The 19,578-nt window shown below is 69.5% G+C and carries 46 protein-coding genes; 42 read left to right on the forward strand and 4 right to left on the reverse strand.

From position 1 onward, the window contains the following. Positions 1 to 480: 480 nt before the first annotated feature. The 17 genes from ACIQV3_RS22365 to ACIQV3_RS22445 all read left to right on the forward strand — a co-directional run bounded on the left by ACIQV3_RS22365 (position 481) and on the right by ACIQV3_RS22445 (position 7,976). Positions 481 to 714, forward strand: a complete 234-nt coding sequence (locus tag ACIQV3_RS22365) for a helix-turn-helix transcriptional regulator (protein ID WP_403714325.1) — start codon at positions 481 to 483, stop codon at positions 712 to 714. Between the two features lie 110 nt (positions 715 to 824). After that, on the forward strand, positions 825 to 1,121 hold the full coding sequence (locus ACIQV3_RS22370; protein WP_403714326.1) for a hypothetical protein: 297 nt from the start codon (positions 825 to 827) through the stop codon (positions 1,119 to 1,121). Next, positions 1,118 to 1,339 carry a hypothetical protein gene (locus ACIQV3_RS22375; protein WP_403714328.1) on the forward strand — a complete coding sequence of 74 codons (222 nt, stop codon included), beginning with the start codon at positions 1,118 to 1,120 and terminating at the stop codon, positions 1,337 to 1,339. The genes ACIQV3_RS22370 and ACIQV3_RS22375 overlap by 4 nt, the downstream gene beginning before the upstream one ends. Beyond that, on the forward strand, positions 1,336 to 1,689 hold the full coding sequence (locus tag ACIQV3_RS22380; protein WP_403714330.1) for a hypothetical protein: 354 nt from the start codon (positions 1,336 to 1,338) through the stop codon (positions 1,687 to 1,689). The genes ACIQV3_RS22375 and ACIQV3_RS22380 overlap by 4 nt, the downstream gene beginning before the upstream one ends. After that, positions 1,689 to 1,871: a hypothetical protein gene (locus ACIQV3_RS22385; RefSeq protein WP_403714332.1), complete on the forward strand. Its 183-nt coding sequence runs from the start codon at positions 1,689 to 1,691 to the stop codon at positions 1,869 to 1,871. The genes ACIQV3_RS22380 and ACIQV3_RS22385 overlap by 1 nt, the downstream gene beginning before the upstream one ends. Beyond that, positions 1,868 to 2,116: a hypothetical protein gene (locus tag ACIQV3_RS22390; protein ID WP_403714334.1), complete on the forward strand. Its 249-nt coding sequence runs from the start codon at positions 1,868 to 1,870 to the stop codon at positions 2,114 to 2,116. The genes ACIQV3_RS22385 and ACIQV3_RS22390 overlap by 4 nt, the downstream gene beginning before the upstream one ends. Next, positions 2,113 to 2,421, forward strand: a complete 309-nt coding sequence (locus tag ACIQV3_RS22395; RefSeq protein WP_403714336.1) for a hypothetical protein — start codon at positions 2,113 to 2,115, stop codon at positions 2,419 to 2,421. The genes ACIQV3_RS22390 and ACIQV3_RS22395 overlap by 4 nt, the downstream gene beginning before the upstream one ends. Next, complete coding sequence (locus tag ACIQV3_RS22400) at positions 2,411 to 2,776, forward strand: hypothetical protein (protein WP_403714338.1); 366 nt, start codon at positions 2,411 to 2,413, stop codon at positions 2,774 to 2,776. The genes ACIQV3_RS22395 and ACIQV3_RS22400 overlap by 11 nt, the downstream gene beginning before the upstream one ends. Then, entirely contained in the window at positions 2,773 to 3,171 is a 399-nt protein-coding gene (locus tag ACIQV3_RS22405; RefSeq protein ID WP_403714340.1) for a hypothetical protein, read from the forward strand. The genes ACIQV3_RS22400 and ACIQV3_RS22405 overlap by 4 nt, the downstream gene beginning before the upstream one ends. After that, positions 3,171 to 3,416 carry a hypothetical protein gene (locus tag ACIQV3_RS22410; protein ID WP_403714341.1) on the forward strand — a complete coding sequence of 82 codons (246 nt, stop codon included), beginning with the start codon at positions 3,171 to 3,173 and terminating at the stop codon, positions 3,414 to 3,416. The genes ACIQV3_RS22405 and ACIQV3_RS22410 overlap by 1 nt, the downstream gene beginning before the upstream one ends. Positions 3,417 to 3,533: 117 nt before the next feature. Then, positions 3,534 to 4,343 carry a phiSA1p31-related protein gene (locus ACIQV3_RS22415; RefSeq protein WP_403714343.1) on the forward strand — a complete coding sequence of 270 codons (810 nt, stop codon included), beginning with the start codon at positions 3,534 to 3,536 and terminating at the stop codon, positions 4,341 to 4,343. 186 nt (positions 4,344 to 4,529) lie between these two features. Beyond that, positions 4,530 to 5,393: a PD-(D/E)XK nuclease-like domain-containing protein gene (locus ACIQV3_RS22420; protein WP_403714345.1), complete on the forward strand. Its 864-nt coding sequence runs from the start codon at positions 4,530 to 4,532 to the stop codon at positions 5,391 to 5,393. Beyond that, positions 5,390 to 6,148 carry a hypothetical protein gene (locus tag ACIQV3_RS22425; protein WP_403714347.1) on the forward strand — a complete coding sequence of 253 codons (759 nt, stop codon included), beginning with the start codon at positions 5,390 to 5,392 and terminating at the stop codon, positions 6,146 to 6,148. The genes ACIQV3_RS22420 and ACIQV3_RS22425 overlap by 4 nt, the downstream gene beginning before the upstream one ends. Continuing rightward, entirely contained in the window at positions 6,145 to 6,447 is a 303-nt protein-coding gene (locus ACIQV3_RS22430; RefSeq protein ID WP_403714349.1) for a hypothetical protein, read from the forward strand. The genes ACIQV3_RS22425 and ACIQV3_RS22430 overlap by 4 nt, the downstream gene beginning before the upstream one ends. A gap of 67 nt (positions 6,448 to 6,514) precedes the next feature. Beyond that, positions 6,515 to 6,841: a hypothetical protein gene (locus tag ACIQV3_RS22435; RefSeq protein WP_403714351.1), complete on the forward strand. Its 327-nt coding sequence runs from the start codon at positions 6,515 to 6,517 to the stop codon at positions 6,839 to 6,841. Next, positions 6,838 to 7,137 carry a hypothetical protein gene (locus tag ACIQV3_RS22440; protein WP_403714353.1) on the forward strand — a complete coding sequence of 100 codons (300 nt, stop codon included), beginning with the start codon at positions 6,838 to 6,840 and terminating at the stop codon, positions 7,135 to 7,137. The genes ACIQV3_RS22435 and ACIQV3_RS22440 overlap by 4 nt, the downstream gene beginning before the upstream one ends. Continuing rightward, positions 7,134 to 7,976 carry a hypothetical protein gene (locus ACIQV3_RS22445; RefSeq protein WP_403714355.1) on the forward strand — a complete coding sequence of 281 codons (843 nt, stop codon included), beginning with the start codon at positions 7,134 to 7,136 and terminating at the stop codon, positions 7,974 to 7,976. Before ACIQV3_RS22440 ends, ACIQV3_RS22445 begins: the two co-directional genes overlap by 4 nt. A gap of 67 nt (positions 7,977 to 8,043) precedes the next feature. Here the strand turns inward: ACIQV3_RS22445 and ACIQV3_RS22450 are convergent, their stop codons facing one another. After that, positions 8,044 to 8,220, reverse strand: a complete 177-nt coding sequence (locus tag ACIQV3_RS22450; RefSeq protein ID WP_403714357.1) for a hypothetical protein — start codon at positions 8,218 to 8,220, stop codon at positions 8,044 to 8,046. 202 nt (positions 8,221 to 8,422) lie between these two features. On the opposite strand from ACIQV3_RS22450, the gene ACIQV3_RS22455 reads away from it, so the two are divergent. From ACIQV3_RS22455 to ACIQV3_RS22555, 21 genes are all read left to right on the forward strand, one after another. Beyond that, entirely contained in the window at positions 8,423 to 9,349 is a 927-nt protein-coding gene (locus tag ACIQV3_RS22455) for a helix-turn-helix domain-containing protein (RefSeq protein WP_403714359.1), read from the forward strand. Between the two features lie 104 nt (positions 9,350 to 9,453). Continuing rightward, entirely contained in the window at positions 9,454 to 10,089 is a 636-nt protein-coding gene (locus ACIQV3_RS22460) for an ATP-binding protein (protein ID WP_403714361.1), read from the forward strand. Beyond that, entirely contained in the window at positions 10,086 to 10,394 is a 309-nt protein-coding gene (locus ACIQV3_RS22465; RefSeq protein WP_403714363.1) for a hypothetical protein, read from the forward strand. The genes ACIQV3_RS22460 and ACIQV3_RS22465 overlap by 4 nt, the downstream gene beginning before the upstream one ends. Continuing rightward, on the forward strand, positions 10,391 to 11,143 hold the full coding sequence (locus ACIQV3_RS22470; protein WP_403714364.1) for a DNA-methyltransferase: 753 nt from the start codon (positions 10,391 to 10,393) through the stop codon (positions 11,141 to 11,143). The genes ACIQV3_RS22465 and ACIQV3_RS22470 overlap by 4 nt, the downstream gene beginning before the upstream one ends. Beyond that, positions 11,140 to 11,319, forward strand: coding sequence for a hypothetical protein (locus ACIQV3_RS22475; protein ID WP_403714366.1), 180 nt, complete (start codon positions 11,140 to 11,142; stop codon positions 11,317 to 11,319). The genes ACIQV3_RS22470 and ACIQV3_RS22475 overlap by 4 nt, the downstream gene beginning before the upstream one ends. Then, positions 11,319 to 11,474, forward strand: a complete 156-nt coding sequence (locus ACIQV3_RS22480; RefSeq protein ID WP_403714369.1) for a hypothetical protein — start codon at positions 11,319 to 11,321, stop codon at positions 11,472 to 11,474. The genes ACIQV3_RS22475 and ACIQV3_RS22480 overlap by 1 nt, the downstream gene beginning before the upstream one ends. 45 nt (positions 11,475 to 11,519) lie before the next feature. After that, entirely contained in the window at positions 11,520 to 11,951 is a 432-nt protein-coding gene (locus ACIQV3_RS22485) for a hypothetical protein (protein WP_403714371.1), read from the forward strand. Next, complete coding sequence (locus ACIQV3_RS22490) at positions 11,948 to 12,151, forward strand: hypothetical protein (RefSeq protein ID WP_403714373.1); 204 nt, start codon at positions 11,948 to 11,950, stop codon at positions 12,149 to 12,151. Before ACIQV3_RS22485 ends, ACIQV3_RS22490 begins: the two co-directional genes overlap by 4 nt. A gap of 71 nt (positions 12,152 to 12,222) precedes the next feature. Continuing rightward, entirely contained in the window at positions 12,223 to 12,447 is a 225-nt protein-coding gene (locus ACIQV3_RS22495; protein WP_403714375.1) for a hypothetical protein, read from the forward strand. Then, positions 12,444 to 12,716: a hypothetical protein gene (locus tag ACIQV3_RS22500; RefSeq protein WP_403714378.1), complete on the forward strand. Its 273-nt coding sequence runs from the start codon at positions 12,444 to 12,446 to the stop codon at positions 12,714 to 12,716. Before ACIQV3_RS22495 ends, ACIQV3_RS22500 begins: the two co-directional genes overlap by 4 nt. Before the next feature lie 120 nt (positions 12,717 to 12,836). Further along, positions 12,837 to 13,472, forward strand: coding sequence for a hypothetical protein (locus ACIQV3_RS22505; RefSeq protein WP_403714380.1), 636 nt, complete (start codon positions 12,837 to 12,839; stop codon positions 13,470 to 13,472). A gap of 67 nt (positions 13,473 to 13,539) precedes the next feature. Continuing rightward, positions 13,540 to 13,800, forward strand: a complete 261-nt coding sequence (locus tag ACIQV3_RS22510) for a hypothetical protein (RefSeq protein WP_403714382.1) — start codon at positions 13,540 to 13,542, stop codon at positions 13,798 to 13,800. After that, positions 13,797 to 14,045 (forward strand): hypothetical protein, encoded by a 249-nt coding sequence (locus ACIQV3_RS22515; protein ID WP_403714384.1) that lies wholly within the window; start codon positions 13,797 to 13,799, stop codon positions 14,043 to 14,045. Before ACIQV3_RS22510 ends, ACIQV3_RS22515 begins: the two co-directional genes overlap by 4 nt. Next, positions 14,042 to 14,212, forward strand: coding sequence for a hypothetical protein (locus tag ACIQV3_RS22520; protein ID WP_403714386.1), 171 nt, complete (start codon positions 14,042 to 14,044; stop codon positions 14,210 to 14,212). Before ACIQV3_RS22515 ends, ACIQV3_RS22520 begins: the two co-directional genes overlap by 4 nt. After that, positions 14,209 to 14,616 (forward strand): hypothetical protein, encoded by a 408-nt coding sequence (locus tag ACIQV3_RS22525; protein WP_403714388.1) that lies wholly within the window; start codon positions 14,209 to 14,211, stop codon positions 14,614 to 14,616. Before ACIQV3_RS22520 ends, ACIQV3_RS22525 begins: the two co-directional genes overlap by 4 nt. Beyond that, the gene (locus tag ACIQV3_RS22530) at positions 14,613 to 14,882 is read left to right on the forward strand and encodes a hypothetical protein (RefSeq protein WP_403714390.1); all 270 of its coding nucleotides are present in this window, start codon (positions 14,613 to 14,615) and stop codon (positions 14,880 to 14,882) included. Before ACIQV3_RS22525 ends, ACIQV3_RS22530 begins: the two co-directional genes overlap by 4 nt. Continuing rightward, positions 14,879 to 15,202, forward strand: coding sequence for a hypothetical protein (locus ACIQV3_RS22535; RefSeq protein ID WP_403714391.1), 324 nt, complete (start codon positions 14,879 to 14,881; stop codon positions 15,200 to 15,202). Before ACIQV3_RS22530 ends, ACIQV3_RS22535 begins: the two co-directional genes overlap by 4 nt. Continuing rightward, the gene (locus tag ACIQV3_RS22540; protein WP_403714393.1) at positions 15,195 to 15,356 is read left to right on the forward strand and encodes a DUF6085 family protein; all 162 of its coding nucleotides are present in this window, start codon (positions 15,195 to 15,197) and stop codon (positions 15,354 to 15,356) included. Before ACIQV3_RS22535 ends, ACIQV3_RS22540 begins: the two co-directional genes overlap by 8 nt. Further along, a complete protein-coding gene (locus ACIQV3_RS22545) occupies positions 15,349 to 15,993 on the forward strand; it encodes a DUF6221 family protein (RefSeq protein ID WP_403714395.1) in 645 nt (214 codons plus the stop codon). The genes ACIQV3_RS22540 and ACIQV3_RS22545 overlap by 8 nt, the downstream gene beginning before the upstream one ends. Next, a complete protein-coding gene (locus ACIQV3_RS22550; protein WP_403714397.1) occupies positions 15,990 to 16,328 on the forward strand; it encodes a hypothetical protein in 339 nt (112 codons plus the stop codon). Before ACIQV3_RS22545 ends, ACIQV3_RS22550 begins: the two co-directional genes overlap by 4 nt. 57 nt (positions 16,329 to 16,385) lie before the next feature. Next, positions 16,386 to 16,667: a hypothetical protein gene (locus ACIQV3_RS22555; protein WP_403714399.1), complete on the forward strand. Its 282-nt coding sequence runs from the start codon at positions 16,386 to 16,388 to the stop codon at positions 16,665 to 16,667. Positions 16,668 to 16,718: 51 nt separating this feature from the next. Here the strand turns inward: ACIQV3_RS22555 and ACIQV3_RS22560 are convergent, their stop codons facing one another. The 3 genes from ACIQV3_RS22560 to ACIQV3_RS22570 form a co-directional block, all read right to left on the reverse strand. Continuing rightward, on the reverse strand, positions 16,719 to 17,123 hold the full coding sequence (locus ACIQV3_RS22560; protein ID WP_403714401.1) for an NUDIX hydrolase: 405 nt from the start codon (positions 17,121 to 17,123) through the stop codon (positions 16,719 to 16,721). Then, the gene (locus tag ACIQV3_RS22565; protein WP_403714403.1) at positions 17,120 to 17,752 is read right to left on the reverse strand and encodes an NUDIX hydrolase; all 633 of its coding nucleotides are present in this window, start codon (positions 17,750 to 17,752) and stop codon (positions 17,120 to 17,122) included. Before ACIQV3_RS22565 ends, ACIQV3_RS22560 begins: the two co-directional genes overlap by 4 nt. 131 nt (positions 17,753 to 17,883) lie before the next feature. After that, complete coding sequence (locus ACIQV3_RS22570; protein WP_403714405.1) at positions 17,884 to 18,123, reverse strand: hypothetical protein; 240 nt, start codon at positions 18,121 to 18,123, stop codon at positions 17,884 to 17,886. Between the two features lie 224 nt (positions 18,124 to 18,347). On the opposite strand from ACIQV3_RS22570, the gene ACIQV3_RS22575 reads away from it, so the two are divergent. From ACIQV3_RS22575 to ACIQV3_RS22590, 4 genes are read left to right on the forward strand one after another with little or no spacing between them, the layout of a single operon-like run. Continuing rightward, the gene (locus tag ACIQV3_RS22575) at positions 18,348 to 18,872 is read left to right on the forward strand and encodes a hypothetical protein (RefSeq protein ID WP_403714406.1); all 525 of its coding nucleotides are present in this window, start codon (positions 18,348 to 18,350) and stop codon (positions 18,870 to 18,872) included. Further along, positions 18,872 to 19,054, forward strand: coding sequence for a hypothetical protein (locus ACIQV3_RS22580; RefSeq protein WP_403714408.1), 183 nt, complete (start codon positions 18,872 to 18,874; stop codon positions 19,052 to 19,054). Before ACIQV3_RS22575 ends, ACIQV3_RS22580 begins: the two co-directional genes overlap by 1 nt. Continuing rightward, entirely contained in the window at positions 19,054 to 19,227 is a 174-nt protein-coding gene (locus ACIQV3_RS22585) for a hypothetical protein (protein WP_403714410.1), read from the forward strand. The genes ACIQV3_RS22580 and ACIQV3_RS22585 overlap by 1 nt, the downstream gene beginning before the upstream one ends. A 35-nt stretch (positions 19,228 to 19,262) precedes the next feature. After that, the gene (locus tag ACIQV3_RS22590; RefSeq protein ID WP_403714411.1) at positions 19,263 to 19,568 is read left to right on the forward strand and encodes a hypothetical protein; all 306 of its coding nucleotides are present in this window, start codon (positions 19,263 to 19,265) and stop codon (positions 19,566 to 19,568) included. Positions 19,569 to 19,578: the final 10 nt, after the last annotated feature.

A 19,578-nucleotide genomic window follows, 5' to 3' on the forward strand; every position in this document is an offset into this window, starting at 1 on the left:
CCGATTCAACCAGAGAAGTCGCAGGTCAGGCCGTACAACCATCCCGGATCGCAGACGAATCGTCTACAGACCAAGGGTATCCATACCTGACCTTTGCAGATACTGCACATCCAGCCGTCCTGTTTTGTGGACAACCTGTCCTGTGTGTGGTTAGCTCATCTCAGTCAAAGCAACTCCATCTCACTGGAGATCCATTGAGCCGCCGCTACGCCCTTCGCGACCGCAGCATCCTCAAGTGGGTCATGGAACATCCCGGATCCGGAGTGCCTCTCTCGGTCCGCACCCTCGCTCAGGCGGGCGGGTGCGGCAAGGGGGTCATAGAGGGACTCCTCTCGGGTCGCCAGAAGACCGCATCCATGGACGACGCGCACGCCATCTCGGGGGCCGTCGGAGTGGCCCTGCTGGTCCTTTTTGCACCCTCTCCATCCCCAGAACAGGACGATCCGTCCACGCAAGCGAATCCTCATGGAGGAGAACCCCGTGAAGTACCGCCCTCGTAAGTACGTCGCCCCGCCGGAGGGGAGCCTCTGGTCCGCCGAAGCGGCCCGCTACATCGGCGTAGCCCTGACGACGCTCTACAAGTGGCGCCAGAACGGCTACGGGCCGGAGCCGCACACCGTGGGCCGCAAGCTCGCCTACGAACTGATCGTGCTTGACGCCTGGCTCCACGGCCAGGGCCGCACGGATCGCAAGTCTCTCGCCTCCGCCGCCTGACTGCGGCATGCGGCCACTGACCGCCGGTGACCTGGCAGAAACCGGCAAGTCAGGGCCTCCCGAAGCCCCATCCCTCACTGCACCTGAATGCAGAAGAGAAGAGGACCCCGATGTCCCACATCATCGCCGGTGATCCGGCTCCCACCAACACCGCCGCCGCAATCCGCGCCGACATCCTGGCCGGTCTGCGGATCGCCGAGTCCGGCTCGATCGGCGACGAGACGCCCGAAGACCTGCTCGCCCGGTATGACGCCCTGAAGCGCGCCGAGGTGCTGGCCGAGGCCATCGAGGCTGCCGACGCGGAGTACGAGCCGCAGGACATCACGGCCCCGCGCAGCCCGTACAACGAGGGCGTGTCCGACGCCGTATCGGCCCTGTACCGGCTCGCCCAGGGCGGTACCCGATGACCGCGCCGACGCCTGACATCGCCCGCCTGGACGTCCCGCTGGCCCAGCTGGATGCGGACCTGCAGCAGATGCTCCGCCTGAAGCGTGAGGCCGCCGACCGTCAGCGCGCCGGCGAACTGGCCGAGCAGTGGCACCAGATGTACGACCTCGACGCCGACTCGATCCCCTTCCCGGGCGCCGTCTACGGCTCCTACCTGCAGCTCGGAGGCACCCAGTGACGCTCCTGAAGGCGGCGGCTGGCCCGCTGATGGCCAAGGCCAACAAGCCCGCCCGTACCAAGGTCCGCCGGGCGCTGGTCGCTCTGATGGGTGACCGGGTGTACCGGGTGCGGATCACCCCGGTGATGTGGGACGTCGATGGCGGGCCGCGTATGGCCCGGGTGGCGCTGCTGCTGGATGGCCTGGGGCGTGAACTGCCGACGCCGAAGGGCGGCCACCAGATCGTCGTGGGGGCGCTTCGGCTGGCGTTCCCCGACCAGTGGTTCGACATGGCGTGTGAGTACGACGTCGCTTCGGGTGAGCTGCACCGCTACGACGTGCCGGTCCCATCGTTCCTGCGGGCGTCGTGATGGCACGTACCGAGACCGTGGTGTCGGTCCTGCTGTCTGACCCGCCCGCCGTGCTCGTCGCCCCCGCGCTGCTGCGAGGCCTCGGCCTCATCGCCCGGGACCCGGACTTCGAGGAGTCCGTCCGCCTGAACCTGACCGAGTCCCTTGACGCATGGGACGCGCGGATCGGGAGCCGATCGTGAACTCGCATCCGATGAACGACCGCATCGAGGTCATGGCGATGCCCCCGCAGGAGGCCGTCGCCCGCGAGGCCGAGCAGCGTGACGCTGCCGCCTACGTGGCCCGCCGCGCCCAGGGGGACGCCGACCGTGACCTGCTGATGGACATCCTCGGGCTGGTCGTGACTCGCGCAGGCGGTACCGCTCTGGCCGTCACCGGCCTCCTGCTCCTCGCCCTCGGGCACCGCATCTCTAGGGGGAACCCGTGAGCACTCTCCTCGTCCAGATCGAAGACCAAACCCTGCCGCTCGCGAAGTGCGTCTGGGTCCACTACAGGCCTTGTGGCTGCGCGTGCAGCGTGATGGAAGCCGACTGGGGCGACGACGAGGTCTTCGCGACTGAGGACCAGGCCCATCGGGAGCTGACGCCGCTGAAGCGGGACCGGGACCGGGAGATCAGGAAGGGCTTCACGTTGAAGCTCGTCACGTTCGCCTACTACCGGGAGTCCGTCGACATCACGGCCAACTGCCAGCTCTGCAAGCCGGCGAAGGCGGTGGCCTTCGATGGACGCTGACCCCCGCCTCGCCGAGATCACCGCCCGCGTTCACGCCGCCAGCAAGGGGCCTTGGACCGTTGAGGCGCACCAGCCGACCCTCACTCGCCGGGTCGTTAGCGACGACTTCGTGCTCGACGCCAACCTCGGATACCTGGGCAACGCCAACCAGCCGGACGCGGCCTTCATTGCCGCAGCCCGCGAAGACGTCCCCTGGCTGGTGGCCGAGCTGACCGAGGCCCGCGTCAAGCTGGAGGCCGACGGGAAGGCCATCGACGACCTGCGGGCCGTGCTCGTCGAGCGCGACAAGCAGATCGCCGAGCTCATCGCGGCCGAGCCCACCCTCGACGACGACCAGCCGGGAGCCCCCAGGTGAGCGTCGCCACCGCGATAGCGGCGATAGCCCACCCCACGGGGAAGCGCCGCGCGGTAGACGAGGTGCTGCGGTTGCGGTCCCAGCTGGTGCCGCTGCTGATCCTGATCTGCGACCTGTCCCGCCGACTGGCCGTAGCAGTGGCCGGCTGGGACGCGGCGAACGCGAAGGTCAACCGCCTCTCCGGCATCGAGGAGACCGCGGCCGAGACCACGCGACAGCTGCGCGAACAGACCGCCGAACTCCTTGAGCTCCGCGCTTTCAAGGCCAACGCCACCGCGGTCTCCGACCTCGGCCAGCACCCGGCGGTCACGGAGACGCAGCCCATCCCGGTCCTGCCGCTGCACCTTTCGCCGCTCGCCGGCACCAGCCCGAGCTACATCCCTGGCAGGCCGTGATGGCCGACGAATGGAACGCCTTCGAACGCCTGCGGCACGCGGTCCTGACCGAAGTTCCTTCCTTCATGGGAGACGGCACGTGGTGCCTATCCGAGGCGGCAATGGTCATGAAGGACGCACCTGATCACGTCCGGCAGCTCAGCTTCTGCCAGAAGCAGCTCAACCGGCTGGTGCAGCTGAGGCTCCTCCGCTTTGAGCGCGGCGTGTACGTGCCCGTCAAGCCGGTCCACCGCCCGGCTCTCTGAAACTGCCGGGCCGGCGGATGACACCGGCCCCCGAGCCCGGCCACCAACCACACGCAGGACGCCCCCGCCGAGGTGAATTCGGCAGGGGCGCACCCCAAGCATCCCAGGAGTGCAACTGTGAGTACCAGCCTGACCGCCGACTACCTCCGCCGAATGCTCGCCCAAGTTGCCCCCCACGTGGGCAGCGAAGACACCCTCCCCGCCATCAACGCCGTCCACATCGAGGCGCGCCATGGATGGTTGTACGCCGTCGCTACCGACCGCTTCACGATGGGCATCGCCAGGAAATCCGTCGTCGACGAAGGATCCTGGAAGACCGCGATCCGGGGCAGCGACCTGCCCACAGTCGAAGCCTGGCTGAAGAGGGCAACCGGCTACGTAGTCACCCTCACTCCGGGGACTGCTGGCGATGACCTCGCCCTCACTCTGTCCACCGGCACCAACGTGCTGGCCATCGCCGCCAGCTCCGGAATCGGCGCCCTCCCGGACTGGCGCAAGATCCTCCGCAAGTACCTGGAAGAGGAGCTGCAGCCCGTACCGCTGACGGGCCTGACATCCCGCTACCTGGCCCGATGGAAGGACGCCGACGAGATCCTCCACGTCTGGCAGTCCGCACCCAAGGCTCCCTTCGTTCTCATGGGCGACAACGAGGACTTCGCCGGCCTGCAGATGCCCGTCGACAACGGCCACCTGACCCGCGACAAGCTGATCGACATCTGGCAGAGCAGCCTGCGGCAGATCGCCTTCGTGGAGGGCCTTCCCTACGACCTCGGTTCCGAGTGGACCGATTTCGAAGGCGACCCGTGGAAGTACACCGGCCGTGATCGGGATGGCGAGCCCCTGATGAGGCTCGGCGACATCGACGAGGACTACACGCTCGCCGAAGTGATCGCCGAGTTCGGGCCGATCAGCATCCTGCCTTCCTGACCCACCCCCAACCACAGCCGCGGACGGGCGACCACCGCCCGCCCGCGGCCCGCCACACCCTGAAAGGCCCGCAATGGCCCGCATCCAGTGCATCAACGACAGCTGCCGAGACGAGGGCGGACCCTTCGTCCGCACCCCCGACGGCCCCCTGTGCGAAGACTGCTGGGACGCACAGAACGGCGAGCAGTGACCGCCGCCACGCTCCTCGCCCCGGAGATCCGGGACGGCATGAGCGCCGACGACTACCACGCCGACCGCACCTCGGTCTCCTCGACCGGCCTCCGGAAACTCCTCAACCCGGGTTGCCCTGCCCAGTTCAAGTACGACCTCGACCACCCACAGGCCCCGAAGCGCGAGTTCGACCTCGGACACGCAGCGCACCTACTCGTTCTCGGGGAGGGTCCGGAGCTTGAGGTCATCGACTTCCCCGACTGGAAGAAGACCGCGGCCCGTGAGCTGCGGGACCTGGCCTACGACGAGGGCAAGGTGCCGCTCCTCACCAAGGACCACGAGATGGTCCAAGCGATGGCCGCGGCAATCCGCCAGCACCCCATAGCCGGCGGCCTCTTCGCCCCCGGTACCGGGATCGCCGAGCGGTCGATCTTCTTCACCAATCCGGCGACCGGCGTCCGCTGCAGGGTCCGCCCCGACTGGCTGAAGCTCCTCGGCCCGATGAACCTGTGCGTCGACTACAAGACCTGCGCCGACGCCAGCCCCGACGCGATCTCCCGAGCCATCCGAGACCGCGCCTACCACCAGCAAGACGCCCTCTACACCGACGGCATCGACGCCGCCATGCCAGCCGACGAGGGCACCCGCTTCCTCTTCGTCTTCCAATCCAAGCAGGCGCCGTACCTGATCACCGTGCGGGAGCTCAACCCCCAGGACCGGGACATCGGCCGCGCCCGCAACGACCGGGCCCTCCGCATCTACGCCGACTGCACCACCACCGGCGTGTGGCCCGACTGGACCGGCACGGTCACCGAAATCCCCACCATCTCCATGCCCAGCTGGGACGTCCTGCGTCAGACCGAGGAGTACCTCAAGTGACCGAACTCGCCGTCGCCGAGCCCCGCAACCAGCTCGCGCCCCGCCAGCCCGACGAGCCCAGCGAGCTCATGAAGTGGGTCGAGGACGCCCGCCAGGCCAACCTCGTCGCCCAGTCCCTCGCAGCCACCAACTTCGCCGGCCCGTTCCGCGGCAAGCCCGACGAGATCACCGCCGCGATCCTCGCCGGCCAGGAACTCGGGCTGAAGCCGATGGCCTCCCTCAAGTCCATCGACGTCATCCAAGGGCAGCCCGCTCTCCGAGCCCATGCCATGCGCGCCATCCTCCAGGGCCAGGGCCACGAGATCGAACTCGTCGAGTCCACCGACACCTACTGCAAGATGCGAGGCCGCCGGAAGGGCGCCGAAGCCTGGCAGTACGTCGAGTGGAACATCGCCCGCGCCGAGCGCCTCGGGCTCCTCGGCAAGGACCAGTGGAAGAAGCAGCCCAAGACCATGCTCATCGCCCGAGCCACGGGCGAACTCTGCCGGCTGGTCGCCTCCGACGCCCTCCACGGCCTGCCCTACGCGGCGGAAGAGATCGACGGCTACATCAGCGGCGAAATCGTTCCGGCACGCGCCCCGCTCAGCGTTGCCGCGCTGACCGCGCCGACCCCGGCCCAGCCGGTGGCCAGCACTGAAGCCGCGTACACGGTCAGCCAAGACACAAGCGGCGGCAACGACGGCACCTGGGACGAGGACGTCGTCACGGACTCCGTCGACTGGCCCGAGGCCGCACAGCCCGGCGGTGCCGCGTGAACGACTACCCCGAGAACGCCACCCTCGACCTGACCGCCTACCGCGCCGGCCTCGCCGCCTACAGGCAGCTCGTCTCCACCTACGTCGCAGAGGCCCTGCTCCGCAGCGACGACGACGAACACCGCCGACTCCTGCGCTTCGCCCGCGGCCTCGACGAGGCGGGCCTCAGCATCCGCAGCGAAGTCGACCTCCACCTCGAGACCTTCCACGAGCGCGACGCCGCGAGCGCCTGGAAATCCCCCATCGCCCGCAAGACCGTCGACACCCCCAACCCGTGGGACGACACCCCGCCGTTCTAGCAGCACTCGGGCCTCCCCGCGGCAATCGGGGAGGCCCACCCCCAGAGTCCCACACCGAGGAGCAGTCATGACCGCTGTGCAGCCCGCCCTCGACGGCACCATCCCGACCAGCCGCGCCCGCCAGCGCGCCGACGACTACGACTCCTGGGTCGACGCAGTACGGCCCGCCCTGATCAAGGCCGCCAAGACTGACAAGCCGTTCCTGTTCTGGCACATACTCCGCGACCCCAGCCTCCCGCTCGCCCCGGACCCCGCCCACGACCCCGGCCGGCTGGCCGCCAGCCTCCACCGTGACGGGATAACCCGCTGCGCGGGCTACGGCAAGACCCTCGACAGGTCCTGTGTGCAGCGGTGGCGCGGCAGCCGCGCCCTCCTCGAAGGACGCGTCGCATGAGCCCCTGGGAGACCGTCGGCGCCTGCATCGCCACCGCGGTCGGCCTGTACCTCATCGCCACCTACGGCTGGGACGCCTGGCACAAGCGCCGCCCCGACCGCCGCTTCCAGGCCACCGCCAAGCAGGCCGCCCGCGCACCCCGCGACGAGGACGCCGTCCGCCGCGACCGCGCGAAGGCCAAGGCAGCACGCGACCTCGTCGAACAGCAGGCCTTCGACCTGACCTTCACCCAGATCATCGCCGCCGAGTTCCCCACCATCCCCCACCAGACCCGCCGAACGGAGGAAGACCAGTGACCACCGCGACCGCCCCCCGAGTACGCCAGCCCGGACCGCTCCCCGACCACGGCGACGCACGCCGCTACCGCCGCGGCTGCGTCTGCCGCCCCTGCACTGACGCGGCCACCGCCGAAGCCAAGAAGTGGGAGTACCTCCGCAGCATCGGCCGCAGCTCCTACGTCGCACCCGGCCCGGCCATCGCCCGGATCTGGGCGCTCCGAGCCGCAGGCATGACCGACCGGGAAATCGATGCCGCCGCTGGCCTCAAGTCCGGCCGCCTCAACTTCATCATCCGGACCGGCAAGCCCATCCGGTACTACACGGCGGCCCGGATCCTCGCCGTCCCCGTCCCCGACAACGCGGGTGAACCCACCCGCAACGGCGCCTTCGTGCCCCGCCTGGGAACGGACCGCCGCCTCCAGGCCCTCACCGCCGACGGCTGGCCCGCAAGAGAACTCGAGCAGCTGCTCGGTACCGGCCAGGGATACGTCTCGTACTTCCTGCGAGGCCAGGGCGGCGACATCGTCCGGCTCTTTACCGCCGCCTCCGTCCGCCACCTGTGCCACGACCTCCAGGGGGCCGAACCGCACGGCAACCGAGGAGCCATCACGGCAGCCCGGAAACGCGCCGCCCGCAACGGCTGGGCAGGCACCGCCTACTGGGACGACGACGACTACGACAACCCGGACTTCACGCCGGCCGTAAACGAGCCACCCCGCTATGTGGTCCTCGCCGAGAACGGCCTCGAGCTGGAACGCCTCGGCCACACCAGGCAGCAGGCAGCGGACCGGCTCGGCGTCACCAAGGACGCCCTCCAGCACGCCTACGGCTACCACCGCGCCGCCGCCGCGGCCTAGCCCACCACCCGCACACGACAAAGCCCCGCGGTGAACGCGGGGCTTGAGGAGAGGAGGAGCTATGGAGTCAGGACGACGCAGCAGCCTTGCGCTGAGCAGTGCGCCACGCCTTGACCCGAGCGTGCACGTGCCGGCGGATGTCGTCAGCGCGGGACGTGCCCTCCTCGGTGCACAGCTCGCCGTAGGCGGCCCACATCTCGTCGTCGATGCGGACCATGCGGCCGGGCGTCCCCTTCGTAGTCATATCGCCAGCGTAGCTGACCGTGCACTGACTAGTCACTGCGTCCACCTCTCGCGTGTCTCTCATGTATTGCGGGTGACTATACACCCTGGGGTAGAATCAGAGAGCACCGGAGGCCGCAACACGGCCCCACCGAAGCCTCCATGAGGGCTGCCCGCAGACATCGCCAGCAGATGCGTCGCCGCCCTCCCGAGAGAAGAGACCCGTGAGCACCGAGGCCATGAACTGGGCTATGGATGACGCGCCCATGCCCCGCACCGAGAAGGGCAAGCCGGACACGACGGCACGGCACGTCCTCCAGGTGCTCGCCGAGCACGCACGCTCCGACGGTTCGAACTCCCACCCGTCGGTCCTCCGGGTCCAGTACCGCAGCGGCTACGACCGGACGACGGTGCAGCGTGCGTTCCGCCGTCTCGAGAAGGCTGGACTGATCCGAAAGGACGGATCGGTCGACGGCCGGACTCGCTGGCAGCTGGCCATGGAACTGGTGCGGCCGGCAACGGACTGGAAGGAGCTCGAGCGCGAGGAAGACGAGTTCCGCGCTGCCGCTGCGGAGCGCAAGCGCAGGTCCCGCTCGAAAGATGTCACGGACGCAGAGTCCGTGACCGTCACGGACGGAAAAGGCGTGACTGTCACGCACTCAAAGTCCGTGACAGGCGATGTCACGGACTCTGCGCCTAGCCGTCACGCACTTAACGCCTCGCCGTCACGCACTCAACGCCGCCCTAACCATCAACAACCGTCAGTTCAACCAAAGACATATATCTCTCCTCCCGCCGCCTCGAGCTCAGCCAGCCAGCAGAACCATCACCTCGAGGCCTTCGGCGCCTTCTGGAGCAACTACCCGCTCAAGAAGGCCCGCGAAGAAGCCAAGAAGGCCTGGATCGCCGCCATTGAGCGCGGAGCCGACCCCGCCGTGATGGTGACCGGCGCCCAGGCCTACGCCCGAGAGCGCCGCGACCAGGACCCCCAGTTCACGAAGCACCCCGCCACGTGGCTGAACAAGGGCTGCTACGACGACGAGCCCTCACCTGCCGGCCAGCCCAGCCTCCATGTCGTCCGCGGCGGCCAGAAGCACCAGCCGTTCCAGCCCAACCCGAAAGCCAACTACCACAAGGGATTCGGATCGTGAGAGAGCACCTGGAAGACCCAATCCGCGTCGGAGGCGACCGCGCCCTCAGCCGCGTACAGGCCGTCCTCGCAGCCCGCGGCCTGCCCCCAGTCGAAGGAGGACCTGTGGACAACACGCCGACCGGCGAACCCGGCGACCCGGAGTTCCACCGCCAGCGCCGCGCCGAATGGGCGTTGAAGCGCTGGCAGGCCGCCACCCCGTACCGCTACCAGCAGGCCGTCAGCAGCAACCCCGGCGTCCAGCAGTGGGCCCACCGCGTCGCCACTGACCCGCGCACCGCGGGCTTCCTGCTTCTCACCGGCTCGTTCGGTACCGGCAAAACCCACGAGGCCTACGGGGCACTCCGCCTCATCGCTGATGCCGGGCCCGAGAAGTACGAGTTCATCGCCGTCACCGCCCCCGACATGTACGCCCTGCTCCGGCCCGGCGGCAGTGAGCGCGGCACCGAGTACGAGGTGAAGCGGCTGAAGCGAATCCCGCTGCTCCTGATCGACGACCTCGGCACCGAGAAGATCACCGAGTTCACGGAGGAAGCCACCTATCGGCTGCTGAACGAGCGCTACAACGAGAGCCTCCCGACGATCATCACCAGCAACCTTGAGGCGGACTCCCGGGATGACAAGGGCGTGCGGCAGGGACCTGACCTCACCACCACCCTCGGCGCACGGATCACCGACCGGCTCCGGCAGATGACCACCGTCATCGGCATGGACGGCCCGAGCCGACGAGGTGCCGCATGACCGACAGGACCCGTTCCGCGCCGATGCCCGCCGGCCTCCGCCGTGTCGCCCGGCACCCCGCCTACGACATCCGCTGCCCCCACTGCGGCGCCGCCGAGAAAGCCCGCTGCACCACCATCTCCGGCCGCCACACCAAGACCGCCCCCTGCCCCGCCAGGTTGGCCGCCCACGCCATAGCCACCGCCGTCTGCACCACCTGCCAGGTGACACCCGGCACCCCCTGCCACGACGACGGCGTGCTGCGACCCGACAGCAGCCCCGTCCACACCGCCCGGTACACCGAAGCCAACGGAGACGCAGCATGAAGCCGTACTACGCCGACGAGCAGGTCCAGCTGTTCCACGGCGACATGCGGGAGGTTCTCCCCGCCCTCGGGCTGCAGGCCGACCTCGTCTGCACCGATCCTCCCTACGGTGAGACGTCTCTCGCCTGGGACCGGTGGCCCGCGGCCTGGCCCGCCATTGCCGCCACGGTCGCGTCGTCGATGTGGTGCTTCGGGTCGATGCGGATGTTCCTCGACCAGCGCGGCGACTTCGACGGCTGGAAGCTCAGCCAGGACGTCGTCTGGGAGAAGCACAACGGGAGCAGCCGCGCCGCCGACAGGTTCCGCCGCGTCCACGAGATCGCCACCCACTGGTACCGCGGCAAGTGGTCCGACATCCACCACGAAGCCCAGCGCGCCACAACCGGCGTAGACCCCCGTAGCCGGGTCGGAGCAAGCCCCGACGTCCGCTCGCCCCACCTCGGCCAGTACCGGTCACACACCAGCTGGACCGACGACGGAACCCGGCTCTTGAAGTCGGTCCTCAAGGCCCGGTCCATGCACCACGGGGCCGTCCATCCGACGGAGAAGCCGATCGTTGGCCTCCTTGACCCGCTGATCCGCTACGCCTGCCCGCCAGGCGGCCTCGTCGTCGACCCGTTCGCCGGCTCCGGCAGCACCCTCGATGCGGCCCGCCAGTCGGGCCGCCGCGCGATAGGCATCGAAGCGAATGAGGCGTACTGCGAGGCGGCGGCCCGTCGGCTGTCGAACCTGACGCTGGAGGCGATGTGACCGCCCTCGAGCTCGAACGCCTCCTCGCCGAGGAGTGGCCCGACGGCAGCTTCGGCGGCCCCCGACCCGCCACCCGCCGGTACATCCCCCGCACCAGCCCCGTCTCCGCCGCCCGACACCGCGCCGACCTCGAGACCGCCATCAACCGCACACGACGCCCCCGAAAGGCCACCTGATGCTCGACACCGAATACGCCCCAGCCGACCCCCGGCCCGACATCACCTGCCACCACTGCCAGGGCCGCGCCGAGTGGATCGACTGCCCGACCGGCGGCTGGTGGGCCCACCACACACACCCCGCCGACGGACACGACGCCACACCCGCCGCCTGACCTGCCCGCCCAGACAACTCGCGCCCGAAACCACCGGAGGACCACATGACCGATCAGCCGCACGACCCGTACATCACCGCCGTCATCGACGCGCTCACCGCTGCCGGCCTCGAACCGACCGGATGGTGGCAGTCCGACCTTGACGGCAACCCCTACGGCGAAGGCGAGATGCTCAACGCCCTCCTCACCTGGGACGGAGGCCACCCCGCCGCATCCGGCCGTATCGCCGACCGCGGCATGATCCTCCTCTGGGAGCACCCCGCCGAGGCGTGGCAGTTCGCCCGCCGGCGTAGCGGTGGCGGCAACGAAGAGCCGCAGTCTGTGCCCGCACTGCCCCTCTGGGCGAGCCCGACCGGCGTCGTCGAGATCGTCAGGCAGCTGCTCTCGGAAGGCCCCGTCCCGACCGACGCGCACCTCCGCTGGAGCCGGCACGCCGAAATGCAGGCGGCCGTGACCGCCTGGGAGGACAGCCAGTGAACCGGGCCACCGGCGTCGGAGCCATGAACAGGGCCTGCGACCAGTGGATCAGGAACGCCACCCAGGGAGAACGCCAGCTGTACGTCCGCACCGGTGCCTACGGCGACTCAGGGCTGACGGACATGCGGTCCCAGGCGCAACGCCGAGCTGATGTCCTGCGGGTCATCGGCCGGCAGCGATCGGCCCGCCCCACCCCGTGACATGGCTGGCCAGCCGCGAGAAGGGCGGCTGGCCAGCTGGACCGATCCTCTCGCACCGCAAGGAGACCGTGATGGCCCTCACCCCCGCTGAAGAGCACGCTGATCTGGTCGAGCGCTTCATCGAACTGCAGAAGCAGATGGCGGCGCCGCTCCCGACCGCCGAGGAACTGGCCGCGTGGGCCGCTGAAGACCGGGCGATGGTGCCCAAGGTGAGGGCGATCCGGCCCGGCGTCCCAGCCCATCACGTCTTCGCCGTGCTCCAAGCCCTGCACGTCATCAACCGGGCCGCGTCGTGACCGCGCCCGCCCGCCCGGTGCAGCCGTGGCTGTCGCCGAAGGACCTCACGATCGTCTGCCTGGCGGCGAACGGTGACACCGACGAGACCATCAGCCGCGCCATCGGGATCAGCCTGTACGGCATCCACGAGCGCTGGCGGTCCTTCATCCGCCCCAACCTCGGGGCCGTGAACCGGACTCATGCGGTCGCCATCGCGATCACCGCCGGCCTGGTGCCGTCCGAGGTGATTCGCCCACTCGGGCAGCAGCACCCGCCAGAAGCGGCCTGAGGCGTCCGCTGAGCCGCTTTCAGGGTTCCGGCGCCCCTCGCGACGCCGGAGCCCGCCACAGAGCCTCACGCAGACGCACAGCCCCGCCACCCCGAACCGACACAAGGAGACCCGCCCCGCATGAAGATCACCCTCGATCTGCCCGACTTCCCCATCGACCCTGACGACGACGGTGGCCGAGACGAGTACGGCGCCCCCAACGGATTTCCGGACTGCCCGCATTGCCACGCCGAGTACGACGGCCAGATGGCCCACACCGCCGACGGCCGGGTGCACGAACGCTGCCTTACAGGCTGGCTGTCCCGCCGTGATGAGCGGGACGCGTGGAAGACGTTGGCCGCACAGGTGGCCAAGTACCCATCTCGACAGTCCGCTGCGGCCGTGCGAGCCGTGATCCGGGCGCTCCTGGACATGCAGCCGCGAGCCGACCGCGTTCGGCCCCGCCAGCTGACCGAGCTGGAGCACTCGGCCGCCTGGCACGCCATCGAAGGCACCGCCGCCAAGGAAGGCGCCGATCCCGACACCGTCCTCAACGCCGTCCTCGCCGCACTCGACATCGACCCGCCCGAGGTCGACGAGATGGCCGCCAGCCTCCGCCGCGACGGTTTCGGCGACGACGAGATCGCGAAAATCCTGGCCGACCCCACCGACACCGCTGCGCTCTGTGGCCTGTGTGGCGTACCGCAAAGCAGCCACCACCACCCGTGGGCCAGTGCCGCCGACGCCATCGCCAACGCCCCGCAGAACGCCGCCTGACCCCCGCCACGGCCGGCCCGTCACCCCCGCGGGCCGGCCGCCCCGAACCGAACCCCGGAGGAACCCCGTGACCGCCATCCAACCCGGCCAGACGTACCGCTCAACCAGCAACCGGCATCACCCCGTCGACGGGCCGACCCGCGTCAAGGTCGTCAGCAAGCCGTACCCCGGTGCGCTCGGCTACGGGCAGGTCGACATCGTCACCCTCACCAAGTCTGGCCGTGAAGTGCGCCACCGTCGCATCGAGGCCAGCCAGCTCCACGCCACGGCGACCACCCGCGACGGGCAGCCCCGCCGCACCGGATACGTGCTGGAGGCCGGGCAGTGACCGCCGTGCCGCTCGACACCGAGGTCGAAGTGCGCGCCTTCGTGGAGATGTGCCTGCGTACCCGCACCGTCGGCAAGCTGGCGAAGGTCATGCCGGACTGGCTACGCGGTCCCGTCGAAAGCCATGCCCCCGACCTGGCCGAGCTGCGGCTGACTGCCGAACGAGCCGAAGCCGAGGCGGCCAATGCCCGCCGCGCTTACACGAAATCGCTCGGGGCTTGGATCAACAGCGAGCCCAAGCCGTGACCGGCCAGCTCGAGCTGTGGCCCGGCTGGGACGTCGAACCGTGCGACACCGCCGAACCGCCGCCCACCAACCGAGGCCGGCAAGGCAACCCCTACGCCAACGTCGCCGACGAGCCGCGTGCCTACCGGACCACCAAGACCGTGAAGATCAAAGGAGACCTGCTGTGACCGACCAGCCGCGCCGCTTCTACCTCCTCCGCCACCAAGACATCTCCGGCGTCTCCGGAACCGGCATCGTCGCCAACGGCGTGCTCTGGCCCGACGGGACCGCGTCGCTGCGCTGGACGGGCGAACGGCCGTCGACCGTCCACTGGGACCGGATCGCCGACGCCGAAGCCGTACACGGGCATGGGGGCGCCACCGAGATCAAGTGGACGGACTTCGATCTCCCCGTCGCGGACTACGCCTCCGCTTGGACCGAGCTCACCGGCTACGTGCAGGAGGCCGTGGACGACGGCGGCACGATCGCCCCGGCCGACCTGCTCGCGTACATGAGCGAGCTGCGGGGCAAGGCCCTCGCCCCGGCCCGCGAATGGATGCGCCGGATGACCGGTGAGGACCCCACCCCGTGACCCCCGACCAGCTCCGTGCCGCGATAGCCGCCGACTGCCCGCACCGGCTCCCCGACTACGACGGCCACCTCGCCGGCCGCCAACCCACCACTGCGTTCCTGCGGCTGTGGCGGATCGAGCACGCCATCAGCAGCCGGCCCCGCCTCGAGGCCCGCATCGACCGCCTGTACCGCCGGGCCCAGAAGACCCGCTCCGTCTGGCGCTCCCAACGACTCATCGCCAAGGCCAGCCGCATCCGCCACCAGATCACGAGGGGACTCAAGTGACCGACCAGCCCACTCTCCGCGACCGGGCCATCGACGCCGCCAAGCAGACCATCAACGCCCTCGGGATGTGGCTGCCACCCGCCGGACGGGAAGCCGTCGTCGACGCGGTCGCCGCCGTGCACGAGGCCGAGCTTCACACCGCCCGCCAGCGCGCGGTCACCTTCCAGCACCGCCTCGACGACGCCCGCATCTGGGCCCGCACAAACCTGCCCGCAGATCAGCAGTACGACCTTCTCGCCATCCTCGGCGGGCGCGAAGGACGGACCACACCAGCGATCCCCGCCACCCTCGAACCGCCGAAGGAGACCCCCGATGCCTGACGCGTTCCCCAACGTCCAAGGCCACTGCCCCGCCTGCCGAGGCGAGTCCCTGTTCCTCGGCTCCGGCGGCTACATCACCTGCGCCCGCCTCGAATGCCCCAACCCCGAAGCCGCCACCGAGATCCTTGAGCAGAAGGAGCAGCCCGATGCCTGACCTGCACGGCTGGATCAGCCAGCAGATCGACCACGCGGAGGCTCGAGCCCGTGCAGCGTCCGCGTGGGGCAGCAACTGGTACCACGACGACTTCGTCCACGAGATCAGGGACGAAGGCAACGGCAACACCATCGCCCACGTCTACCAGCCCGAATACGCGGCGCACATCGTTGGTCAGGATCCGGCTGCCGCCCTCCGTCGGTGCGCCGCCGACCGGAAGCTCCTGGAGATCCACGCCTACGCCGGCGGTACCTACGAGCCCTACGCCTGTACCGGCTGCGGCGGCGATGACATGGGAGCGCTCGTCGACCACGCCAACGACTGTGAGACGTTGCTCGCGCTCGCCGCCGGCTACGGGATCACCGCCGACGAACTGGCCGCCCTGGAGCGGCCGGAGCCGCCGCGGCGCGAGACGTCCGGCAAGTCGTTCAGCAAGCTCCTCGCGGAAGGCTTCGACCGGTTCGCCGCCGAGCAGCTGGAGGAGCGGTACCTCGGCGACATCACGGCGCACAAGTGGCAGGGGCTCATGCCCATAGCCACCTCGCTGCTCCAGCCCACGCCCCTCGAGCGGGCCCTCGACATCCTCGGCCCGCACCTGCGGGACCAGCCGCTCTACCGCGAGGAGCCCCAGTCGTGAGCTACGACATCAGCCTCTACCTCAACGTCGACAGCGGAGGAGCCGAGCCCCTCGAAGTCTGCGTCGCCGAGGTCGGCAACTACACGTCGAACGTGGCCCGCATGTGGGGTCAGGCCCTCGGGCACAGCCTCGGCGAGCTGAAGGACAAGAACGCCGGCGACAGCCTCCCTGCGTTGACTGCGGCCGTCGACAAGCTGCAAGCCGACCCCGACCACTACCGCACGCTCGAGCCGTCCAACGGGTGGGGCGACTACGAAGGCGCCGTCGCCTACCTCACCGCGCTACGAGACGCGTGCGCCGCACACCCCAAGGCCAGCATCCACATCTGGCACTGACCCACCGCGCCGCCCAGCAGCCCGGCATGATGCCCCCACCACAACCCTGGGGGCTCCATGCGTACCCGCACCACCACCGTCATCCTCGCCACCACCGCCGCCCTGCTCGCCGGCTGCGGCGGACCCAGCTACGACGAAGCTGCCGAGCAGTGCATGGCAGCCGTCAAAGCACTGCCCGCTGGCGCGCAGCGCGACGACAAGCCGAAGGCCTGCGAGCGGATGACCGAGAAGGACTACAGCATGATCTTCATGAGCAAGATCTTCGACGACAAAGGCTGGACCGACGAGAACGGCAAGCCCGACCTCAACCGCATCCTGCAACCCACACCCAACCCATGACACAGCGAAGCCCCCGACCTCGAGAGAGGCGGGGGCTCCTGCGCGTACAGGTCAGCCGGCCAGGGCGCCGTCGAGGTACTCCTGCACCGGCTCGAACAGGCCGTAGGGCACGCGCTCGGCGATCTCCCCATGGGACACCCACTCCACCTCAGCAATCTCCTCGGCGTCCCCGATGATGGCCACTCCCTCGAGCAGCGAGCACGCCGTGTACGACATCAGCCGGCCGGTCTTCGGGTGCACCCGCTCGCCGAGCAGCTTGACGGCTTCGACGGTCAGGCCCGTCTCCTCGAGCGTCTCCCGCACCGCGGCCTGCTCGGGGGTCTCGCCGGTCTCGATGCCGCCGGCAGGGAACTGCCACATCAGCTCACCCTCGCTGATCCTGCGGCGGATCATGAGCACACGGCCACCGTCCACGATGATCGCGGCGGAGATGCCCTGCTCAGTCGTCTCGGTCATGCGTGCGCCTCCAGTGCGGTGAGGATCGGCGGGTAGATGCGGTCGGTCGGGATGAAGCGGGTCAGCGCGGAGATCGGTACCCACTTGGCCGCCGAGTTCTCCACCGGATCCAGGTTGGCGGGCTCGCCGTCGAGGTGCTCCGCCAGGTGGTATTCACACTGGGCCCCGGTCACAGGGTGGAGCCGACTGCCGAGGTGCTGCCGTACCGCGCAGTGAACACCGGTCTCGCCGAGCGTCTCCTGTACGGCCACTGTCTCCGGCACCGCGCCCGGCTTCACGATCCCAGCTGGAAACTGCCAGGCCGCCGCGCCACCATCGCGCCGGCAGACGAGCAGCACCTCGCCGCGGCGCTGAACGACAGCGATGGCGACGCGCAGAGCCTGCGCCGCGGTGTCGGCGGGCGGCTGGGCGAGGCGGGCGAAGCGAGTGCGCACAGGAGGCAGGGCCCTCTCGTAGACGGTGTCGAGAGCGGCTTGCATTTCGGCGCGGGGAATGGTGCCCGGCTTCAGGTGCCAGCTGGCCACGGTCTGCGGGTGCACGCCGAGGCGTCCGGCGAACTCGTCCCGCGTCATCCGGTGGGCGGCCTGTAGGTGGCAGGCCAGCGCGCCGGTCCAGGTGGTGACGTCCACAATCGCGCCTCCCGGCGTCGGGGGTCCGGCGATCTATACGGCGACTGATCGTCTCCTGTACGCGGGCTGTACGGGAGCCGCTCGTCGGCCACGCTCACACGTCGTTGACTCGAAGCATGCAGACGAGACGCCTATCTGGCGGCGCGGGAGATCTGCTCGGCCCGGGATCCGGTTACGCCGAGCAGCTTGCCGACGGCCGCCCACGATCGCCCGGTGTACAGGGACTTGGCGACCTCAGCCTTGACCGACTTGACCTCAAGATCGACGCGCACCTTCAGCGCCTCGGCAGCTTTGTACCGCTCGACATCGTCGTGAATATCGTCGAGCGCGCGGATCAGGGCCGTGGTCGCAGTGTCGAGGGCTTCGGTCATGACCTGAGAGTAGGGGCGATTTCCGACCACTTCAAGCAGTTGCTTGACGAGGGTTCGCCGGGGGCCTACTGTCGTACTCAGCGGTTCCAAGCGGCGCTTGGAATGGTCGCTCACTCCTACCGGGCTTGCCCGCGAGCGTCCAGCCGTACAACTAAAAACGGGCTGGCCGGCGACTCCTACATCGCAGACCAGCCCTACCACCAGGATCTTTGAGAGGACCCCTGATGGCACAGCAGAAGCTTACCGTCGTGATCCCCGCGACCCGCACCGAGCGTCTCGCCTCCCTGGAGCACAAGTACCAGCTCGGCCAGCTGCTCGACCTGACCCTGCCGAACCTGCTGCAGGCCGCCGCGGACCTCGCGGCCGACACCACGCTCCCCGCGGCCACGCTGGTCGACGACCGGATCGCCCGCATGTTCATCCGCCGAGCCAGCAGTAACGCCGCCGCCCAGCAGCGGGAGGCCGCCCGCAGGGCCGAGGCCCGTCGCGACTCGCTGCTCTTCGCGGCCCAGTCCCCGGCCCGACACGAGCTCCTCAACAAGGCCGAGCAGAAGCTGGCCACCGCCCGCACCCGCGCTGTCGTTGCCGCCGAGCAGGTCGACTACCTGATCGAGGAGGCGGTCGCCGAGGTCGAGCCGCTGCTGCCCGGGATCGCGATCGGCGACCTGCCCGGTCTGCTCCGCCTCGTTGCCGCCGAGCTGGCCGCGCACGCCGCCTCGTCCCACGTCCGCCGCCCGGCGATGACGTGATGACGGACTTCCGGATCAGCCACGAAGCCACCACCAAGACGGCCCGCGAGGCCTTGGCGGCTTCGCGGGCCATGACCGGCGCCGCCAGCGATAGCGAAATCTGGCGGACCCTCGGAGCCCTCGAGTACACGGTTGAGGCCCTGCTGCGGGTCATCGACGAACTGACTGGGGCGGCGAAGTGATGGCCGCCTCCGCCCAGTCGGGCCACAGCATCATCGACCAGCCGGCCACCGCCCAGACCTGCGGCTCTGACTACAAGGCCGCCCGACAGGACGCCGACGCCCGCAAGACGGACTCGACCAACGCCGTCGCCGCCGTCCGCAGCCACACCGGCCGCGCCCCGCACCGCCGCTAGCACCCTCCCGGCACGACCAACCGAGGAGCACAGCCATGCCCGAAACCGCCACGACCCCCGCCGACACCGACCCGATCATGCAGTTCCTCACAATCGGCGGGGCCGTCGTCGAGCTCCGCGCCCACCGCTTCATGACTCGGTACTCGTGGAAGGGCCGCCCCTACGTCGGCGACACCCAGTACGAGACGGACGGCTTCCGCTGGTCCTGCCTGGGATGCGACAAGCAGGGCGGCCCCAACATCTTCGAACACGACTACCTGTCGACCGAGCGCGACGAGGCCCGTAACGACGCCAACGACCATGCCGAGACGTGCCGGGCCATGCCCCGACCCACCGCCTGAACCCCATCCC

It is taken from the genome of Streptomyces sp. NPDC099050, from assembly GCF_044759865.1.
Taxonomy (GTDB): Bacteria; Actinomycetota; Actinomycetes; order Streptomycetales; family Streptomycetaceae; genus Streptomyces.